The 7,264-nt window shown below is 53.7% G+C and carries 6 protein-coding genes and 2 pseudogenes; 1 reads left to right on the forward strand and 7 read right to left on the reverse strand.

Going from position 1 to position 7,264, the window contains the following annotated elements; genetic code table 11:
* Positions 1–177: 177 nt before the first annotated feature.
* Together ACW9UQ_RS17910 and ACW9UQ_RS17915 are read right to left on the reverse strand one after the other, a co-directional pair.
* A complete protein-coding gene (locus ACW9UQ_RS17910; protein ID WP_458932363.1) occupies positions 178–1,389 on the reverse strand; it encodes an MFS transporter in 1,212 nt (403 codons plus the stop codon).
* A gap of 3 nt (positions 1,390–1,392) precedes the next feature.
* Positions 1,393–1,968: a hypothetical protein gene (locus ACW9UQ_RS17915; protein WP_458932364.1), complete on the reverse strand. Its 576-nt coding sequence runs from the start codon at positions 1,966–1,968 to the stop codon at positions 1,393–1,395.
* A 111-nt stretch (positions 1,969–2,079) separates the two neighbouring features.
* Between ACW9UQ_RS17915 and ACW9UQ_RS17920 the strand changes: the two are divergent.
* Positions 2,080–3,077: pseudogene (locus ACW9UQ_RS17920) on the forward strand (IS110 family RNA-guided transposase).
* Positions 3,078–3,433: 356 nt separating this feature from the next.
* Here ACW9UQ_RS17920 and ACW9UQ_RS17925 read toward each other — a convergent pair.
* The 5 genes and pseudogenes from ACW9UQ_RS17925 to ACW9UQ_RS17945 form a co-directional block, all read right to left on the reverse strand.
* Positions 3,434–4,753: a TRAP transporter large permease gene (locus tag ACW9UQ_RS17925; RefSeq protein ID WP_458932365.1), complete on the reverse strand. Its 1,320-nt coding sequence runs from the start codon at positions 4,751–4,753 to the stop codon at positions 3,434–3,436.
* Between the two features lie 2 nt (positions 4,754–4,755).
* A complete protein-coding gene (locus tag ACW9UQ_RS17930) occupies positions 4,756–5,247 on the reverse strand; it encodes a TRAP transporter small permease (protein ID WP_458932366.1) in 492 nt (163 codons plus the stop codon).
* A gap of 2 nt (positions 5,248–5,249) precedes the next feature.
* Positions 5,250–6,209 (reverse strand): TRAP transporter substrate-binding protein DctP, encoded by a 960-nt coding sequence (gene dctP, locus ACW9UQ_RS17935; protein ID WP_458932367.1) that lies wholly within the window; start codon positions 6,207–6,209, stop codon positions 5,250–5,252.
* A gap of 106 nt (positions 6,210–6,315) precedes the next feature.
* Positions 6,316–6,911 (reverse strand): annotated as a pseudogene (locus ACW9UQ_RS17940) (integrase core domain-containing protein); the annotation flags it as partial.
* Between the two features lie 147 nt (positions 6,912–7,058).
* Positions 7,059–7,264 (reverse strand): transposase (locus ACW9UQ_RS17945; RefSeq protein WP_458932368.1); only part of this gene is annotated, 206 nt, incomplete at its 5' end.

Below are 7,264 nucleotides of genomic sequence, written 5' to 3' on the forward strand. Positions count from 1 at the left end.
TCACGCTTTTAGGGTAATGCGCCCCTTTGAAATTGATAGCCATTTCGCCTGCCTTTTTTTTGCAGAGGGCATAACAGAAACGAAAATCAACAGCGAACTGAAAAATTTGCGACAGAACCCCCGCCCGTGGCCCCATAGGATCTCTAACGGCATAGTTTTGCGACGCCAGTTCACGAGCTAGCTGTCAAGGTGGTCTTCATGGCGCTGCTCGGATACGAACATTGCCATAATCGCACTGATGATGAGGCAAATCGGAATGGTCAGCAACGCCATCCCAAACGCACCGCCACTCATATCAATAAACGTTCCGACAAGCGGTTGGAATATCAAAGCGCCTCCGATCCCGATCATATTTACAAACGCGATGACTGTGCCGCTGACAGATTTTGGATGCCCTTCCTTGGCCATGGCAAAGGTCAGCATCTGTGCTCCACCGAAGAGGCCTCCGAGAAATAGCATCGCAGAGATGAACAGCTCTGATGTGCTATCACTATAGATGGCGGCGCTGTAGGCCAGCGCTGCGAGCAGTACGTTTGAAACAACGATCCACTTTCGGTGTCCGATCTTGTCCGAGACCCACCCCGCAGCGATTGATCCCATAGCCATCCCCCAAAAGATCATGGAAATCGCCGTTTCTGCTTTGACGGAGGTCAAGCCATGATCTGCCGACAACTCAGCCTTTCCCCAAAGCCCACCAAAGACGTTGACGGGCATATAGTAGAGTGCGCCCAGCACAGCGATCCACCAAACGCGTTTATCAGACACCACAAGGCGCAGCGGTGCCAGCAAGGACTGCTTATCCTCAGATTGGTCCTGCGTGTCGCGCAGGAACACAGCGGCCAACAGAAACAAAACCACACCCGAGGCCGCTGTTGCAAAGAAAACCGGACGCCAGCCGGAGTGACCAATCACACTAGTCAGCGCGACGGCACCAATCGCAGTTCCGAGCATACCCAAAGCGTTGACTGCTCCCGAAAGGACCGCGAACCGTGAGGGCGCGAACCAGTGGTTTACGACGTATAGCCCGCTGACGAACCCGAAGGACGCACCAAGTCCAGTCAAGAAACGACCAACTCCCGCGATGATCGGATCATTGCTCCATGCAAACAATGCGACACCCACGGACAGGATCAGGATAGCCGGTACCACAAATCGGCGCGAGCCATATCGATCCAAAACAAGGCCCACGGCAAGTTGCATCGGCGCGTATATCCAGAAGAAGACGCTGGAAAGTGTTCCAAAGCCGCCATTGCTCAGCCCAAACCAAGCCGCGATGTCTTCAGACGCCAAAGAGGGCTCGATCCGCGCCACGAATTCGAACAAGAAAAACAACGAGACGATTGTGAACGCCAGCCAGGCTCCAGGGCGATTACCGGACCTATTCGTCATGGATCAGCTACCCGGTATCTCAACGCCCAACTCATTGAGCAGTTGATAATATGCAAGGATAGTAAGTGTCCCCAATGCCGCGACAGCAATCACCTTGAAAACGAACCCGTGTCTATGATGCGCCACACGTTCATGGTGGCCGGTGACGTCCATCATCTCATCGCCAAACCAGATCGACAATCCAGTGCCGACAGCCGACAAAACGAAAATAGACCAGAATGGCCAAGGCTGGGTGAGAATGGCATGCAGCAGACGTGTTAAGGCGCTGTCGTCATAGGCGCCCGGCGCAACCGAAAGTGCTGCAACATTGATCAAGATTGCCACGCCCCACACAACAACCTGGGTCCAGATCATGCGCGTGCCAAACAACAACCTGACGGGAAAGGCCACGATGAACCCGCCATCAGCGACGGGCGTGCAAAGCACAAAGAAGCTCCAAGACAGGACCGCTAACCAGGCACCAGTCGCCGCATCGAACTTCCAACTCATATAGGCAAAATAGGCAATCAGTAGCCCGACCAAGATCAGGAACCGCCATAGGCTTTCTTTATGTGTGCGATGTTGAGGCTTCAGAGTCATTGTGTTCGTTTATTTCTCTTCAGGGGCAATTTCTTACGCAGTCTGTTAGCCTCACTACAGCATTGATCACGTTGAATTACCAAAAATTTGCCGCGCCTCCACGTGTACCACATGCGGAAAAACACACCATTTCTTTTTTGGCTCCAATGGGCTGAAACCAAAGGGTTGTGTCGCAAGATCCGTCGTGCGGGTGTGTTGGATTTTTGACGGGGCAGCCACCATGCCTTGTTGCAATGGAAGCGTGTTCCAGCTCCCACTATTGGGGTCGGGAGATCCAACAGCTTGGACATGACGTACAGCTCATTCCGCCACAATACGTGAAGCCATTCAGAAAACGTCAAAAGAACGATGCAGCTGATGCCGAAGCGATCGCAGAGGCTGCAGCGCGCGCCGAGATGAGATCTGTTGCCGTAAAATCCGCTGAGCAGCAGTCTCAATCCATGCTGTTGAAAACGCGGGAGTTGTTCGTTGAGCAACGCACTCAGGTTATCAATACGCTGCGCGGCCACTTGGCCGAGTATGGGATCGTAGCCCCTCAGGGTCCATCTCATGTCAGAAAGCTTGAGTTCATGATTGCCGATGGCGATGCCTCCGATCTGCCTCTGACCATGCGCAATATGTGCGTTCGGCTCTTTGACCACATCCGCGTATTGGATTGGCAAATTGAGAACCTAACGTCTCGGATTGAAGCGGCTGCCCGACAGGATGAGACAGCGAGACGCTTGATGACCATTCCCGGGGTCGGCCCAATGTGCGCCATAGCGATTGCATCACTTGCGCCCTCTCGTGAAAGTTTCAGTAAAGGCCGTGACTTCGCCGCCTGGGCGGGTTTGACACCGAGACAGCATTCAACGGGCGGAAGAGCCAGGCTCGGTCGAACATCGAAGATGGGTCAAAGAGACATCAGGAGATTGCTCATCCTCGGCGCGATGTCTGTTATCCAATCTGTTGAACGTAAAGGCGGCGCGCCTGATAGATCTTGGCTTGATCGAATGTTAAAATGAAAGCCCAAGATGCTTGTGGCCGTTGCATTGGCAAACAAGATGGCTCGAATGGCGTGGGCGGTGATGAGAAACGAGGATGTGTATCGAGTTCAACTGGCGGCTTGATGTAGGCCGGTTGTCAGCCGGAATGCGGTAGTTCTTAGCGGAGGATTATGGGCGAACAGTCGAGAATGATGGGATTGGGGAAACCAGGGAGCGTGCATGCGGCCTAGACTGCGGGATTTCGATTTGGACCTGATCTTCGTACTATCCATAAGGGCCGCGGCCAAATGCGCCGCAACCAGAGGCCGGACACACGTAGGAACTCGACCGCATTCCCAAAACTCACCCAAAGATTCTGCTTGCGTTCCCGGAGGCGTCCACACATGCACGCTCGGGCCAGTTGGGCCGAGTTGGAGCCTCCGGCAAACTTGGCGCGATTCATCATGCGATAAACGTGAATCATCTAACGCTGTCTGAAATCAGTCAATTGCTGCGTTGGGAAGCCAAGTTGCCAAAGCAGGAACAACAAGAATGAGCGCCAAGACCACGATCTTGATTGTCAGAAATGGCATCACGGACCGATAGATCATTCCCATGGTGATTTGGGGTGGTGCCGCGCCTCTCATCACAAAGAGCAAAAGGCCAAATGGCGGGGTCAACAGCCCGATCTCCATCGTCAACAGATATACAACGCCGAGCAGAATTTCATCGATGCCAACTGCGGTCGCCAAAGGCACAAAGATCGGCACGGTTACCATCAGCATAGACACCTGATCGATGAAACATCCAAGCACCAGCAAGATCACGATCATCCCGATCAATACGCCAAGCGGTGTCAGCTCAAACCCGTTGATCATTGATATCAAACCACGCGTTGCGCCGCTGAAGCTGAGGATCTGAGCAAAGGTCTGACTGGTCGCGATGATGATCAGGATCATGACGGATAGTTTTACCGTTTCCATCATCGCCTTGCCCAAGGATCTGCGCGACAAGCTACGGTAGCCTAGCCCCGCCAGAAGCGCGCCGAAACATCCAAGGGCGGCGGATTCCGTCGGGGTTGCAATCCCAGCAAAGAGGCTTCCGATAACCAACGCGAACAGGGCCGACAAGGGTAGAACGTAGATCAGGAAGGGTTTCCAGCGCTCACCGCGTGTCATCGGTGGCAAATCGTCCTGCGGTGCAAGCTCCGGCTGTAGAATGCAGCGACCAACGACATAGGCCACGAACAACAGCGCGAGCAGCAAGGCGGGGATCACACCTGCCAAAAGCAGTTTTGAAATCGAGATACCCGCCAATGAGCCGACCAAGACAGCCAAAGCTGAGGGCGGGATCAACATAGCAATGGCACCAGATGCCATAATCGGCCCCATAGCGAGTGTTGGGCGGTAGCCTCGTTCCAGCATATTGGGCAGCAGTGTTGATCCCAACATGGCCGTATTGGCGATTGTGGACCCTGATAGTGCTGCAAAGATGGTGCCGCCAAAAATCGTGACCACCGATAACCGCCCCGGCATTCGTGAAATCAGCCGATCAATAGCGTCGATTGCCCGATGCGCGATACCTGTCTGGAACAGGATTTCCCCCATCAGAATGAAAAGCGGTATGGGTGCCAGTTGAAAATTCGCGACCGTTTTTGCGGTGTTCCGGGTCAGTTGTAACAGCCCGGCTTCGCCGCCCAGAACAACATAAGCACCGCAGAGCGTGACGGCCAAAAACGCAAAGGCCACCGGAAGCCCAATGAGCAGCAACGCCCCCAGCCCGCCTAGCATTGTCATCAGAACAAGTGCCCAGTCTGCCATGGTTAAACGCCGCTTATTTCTTTGGGTGTCGAAACGGGCCACCAGCATTGGCGCACGAATTCCAAAGCGCACAGGGTGAGTGCCGTCGGGATAATGGCCAAGGTCCACCATTCGGGAATAACAAAGGACGTGCGGATCATTGCGCCGCGCGCGTAAGACGCGCTCATGGCTTGGAACCCAAAATAGGCGAATGCCAGACACAGCCCTGCGCCCAATGCGCTGACGATACGCGACAATCTGTATTCTACCGGGTCAGGTAGCGCATTCACCAGCAGGTCCACTTGCACATGGGCGCGCTGTGCCAAAACCCATGGCGTCCCAAGAAAGCAAGCCAGAAGAAGGCCGTATTCGACGGCATCCAACGTGCCGTAAAGGACCGGAAAGCCAGTACTGCGCAAGATGACATTCACAGTAATTGCCGTTGCGATCAGCAACAAAATTCCTGCTGCGCCCATTGCAAGCGCAGCCAGAAACCTGTCCCAAAGACGCAACATGATCAGTTGCTCAGACAGGCACGCAGCTTGCCAGCAAGGTCCGCATCGACGCTTTCGACGACTGCCCATCCTTCGTTTTGGGCTGTTTGAAGCCAAAGCTCGCGATCTGCATCAGACAAGGTGATCGTTTCAATTCCTGCCTCAGCTTGCCGCATGTATTCAGCTTTGTTCACATCTTTGTTGTTGATGTTCTGCGCTTCGATCCATTCTGCGCCTTCTTCCAGCTTGGCTTTCTGTTCATCGCTCAGCTCATTCCAGACATCCAGATTAACCAAGAAATTCACGTCCACCTGATAGAAGCCCGGATCAATGCGGTACTTGGTTTTTTCATGCCAGCCCAAGTCCAACACGCCTTGGCTTGGCCAACCGTAACCGTCGATGGCCCCGCGTTCGAGTGCCGAGTAAACCTCTCCTGGTGCTGTGCGCACGAGGTTAGCCCCGAGTTTCGCAAACATGGCGCGATAAACCGGTGTTGTGCGGATGGTCAAACCATCCAGCTGCGCACCGTTGATCGGCTTATTTGTATATAGATGAAACGGCATGTGATCGCCAACATGCGCGAGGTATTTTACGTTCATCTGCTGTTGGTGAACCCCGTCAATCAGCTCATAACAACCGTTCTTCCGCTGATCCTGGATCGTGTTTTCTGCCAAATGAATGGCGTCACCGGCGGGCACCAGATTGGCGTAGAACGCCGAAGTGTTGTTCGCCATGTCAACCACGCCCGCCTGAACGGCATTGCCCAGCTCAAACGGTGGAACCGCCTCTGGCCCGCCGATCAAGTCAATCTGTATGACGCCTTGGCCATTTTCATTGACCCAATCGACAAATGCTTCGAAATCCCGCGAGAAAGTCGTGCCCAGTGCAAATGCTGAAGACGCCCGCAAGGTGCGCTCATCTGCTTGGGCTGATGAAACAGAAAGCAAAAAAGCTAGTGCTGTTGAAACTAACCGAATGGCCATCCTCTTCCTCTCGAAATAGTTGCATATGAAAGTAAATGAGCAGCTTTGCCCCTTTGGATCAACTTTTTTATAAATATATTTGCTCTTGAGAGCTGATCCGGGCCATTCAGGTGTAGAATGCGTTCCTGTTTCTTTCTATTGATACGGTTGTGGTCAAGGCCTGCTGAGCGGAGCCCTTGCGTAGCTCAAGCGAGGCAGGCCGGGTGTCACGGTTGAGATTGGCATAGACGGCCGGAGCCAGTCCGCCAAGCGATGTGTGTGGTCGTTGTGTGTTAATCGATCCTCCAGTTTTTGATAATCTTTCGTGCTTCGGCGAGATTGCCGAAGATGTGTTCGTTCAGGCATTCGTCGCGGAGCCTGCCGTTAAATGACTCCACAAAGGCATTCTGCATCCATTGCCCGGCAGGCGATTGCGCAGCAATCTGTTGAGAGGGGGCTTTTCCGGTGCGATGTAGTGCCAGCCGACGCCAGTGCCCTGGCACCATACCAGCACGGTGTGCGAGGTTATTTCCGTGCCATTGTCAGAGACAATCATGTCAGGCTGGCCGCGCCTGCGGATCAGCTCATCCAGTTCACGGGTCATCCGCGCTCCTGACAAAGAACGATCCTCGATAGTTGCCAGCGCCTTACGGGTACAGTCATCTACAATGCACAAGACGCGAAACCGTTGGCCGTCTGCAACGCGTCAGACACAAAGTCGAGCAGGTCATCCATCCTTTGCTTGGACGGATTACTAACACCTCTGTGGCCTGATTTCAGGGCGCTGGGTCAAATCGAAACGCGTACACCCTATAGGCTTATCACCGCGTTTCGGGATAATCCTATGTCTCAGGTATTTCGCGAGATGCTCTAGGGTCTGTGGACATTCATCGTGAGGTTTATGATGGCTGCGCACAGGTTGATCATCGCGGCATAGGAGGCATCCGTTTTCTCTGACCTCATTGCGATGCGTTTGAATTCCTTCAACTTTTGAAAGTAGTTTTCAATGAGATGTCGCCATTTGTACATCTCGTCGTCGATTTCCAGTGGGTGCAAACGGTGCGGACGCTGAGAAA

The sequence above is a fragment of the Halovulum sp. GXIMD14793 genome, assembly GCF_054457435.1.